The organism is Shimia sediminis (assembly GCF_003990645.1).
Lineage (GTDB): Bacteria > Pseudomonadota > Alphaproteobacteria > Rhodobacterales > Rhodobacteraceae > Shimia > Shimia sediminis.
Genome location: NZ_RYZK01000069.1, coordinates 1 through 762 on the forward strand (window position 1 = coordinate 1; position 762 = coordinate 762).

Below are 762 nucleotides of genomic sequence, written 5' to 3' on the forward strand. Positions count from 1 at the left end.
GGCAGCTTCAGTTGTCAATGGATACTTAATTATATTGTATGCATCCATTCGACTTCTCTTGGGCACTGACTTCCTAGGATATTTCGGATTCCTGGGAGGCCTGAAAGTTTTAGGTCTTCGAAAATGGACCGACGTACGAACGATACGGGCTTTTGTACCAAACGAGCCTTTAATTACTTTTTTTTGGATTTTCAAAGCCTTCTGAACACCTGGTGACTTAACCACTTTACCAACACCCTTCTGTGCTTTAATTGGAACATTCTTCTTGGGCTTGACCACTGTAGTAGCAGCACCAGCTTTAGCAGGAGTTTTTGGTTTAACAGCAGTTTTGCTTGTAGGTTTCTTGGCTGTTGGTGTTTTAGATTGTTTTGCTGCTACTTTGGGCTTGGCGGCAGCTTTTTTATCACCTGCAGCCTTTGCAGAAGATTTAGCACCTGCAGGCTGTTTGGCAGCACCTGCAGCTTGTTTAGGAGCAGTTGCTGGTTTACTGGCAGCCCCAGTTTTAGATGCACCAGCTGATTTGGATGCTGCTGGTTTTGTAGTGGCAGATTTTGCAGCTTTTGGAGCTGAGGATGATGCAGCTGCTGATGGTTTAGGAGCAGAGGAAGATGAGGCTGAAGGCTTTGCTGTGGAAGCAGCCGCAGGAGCTGAAGCTGGTTTCTTTTTCTCTTCTTTTTTACCTCCACTTCCTCCTGATTTTTCACCACCTTTTCCTTTTGTCGGAGCCATTTTTGTACAACGAACACATGCAGAGGAAGTAGC

The 762-nt window shown here is 45.4% G+C and carries 1 protein-coding gene; it reads left to right on the forward strand.

Going from position 1 to position 762, the window contains the following annotated elements; translation table 11 throughout:
• Window positions 1-271 precede the first annotated feature (271 nt).
• A partial coding sequence (locus EK369_RS22890) for a hypothetical protein (RefSeq protein ID WP_206198157.1) occupies window positions 272-762 on the forward strand: 491 nt, incomplete at its 3' end.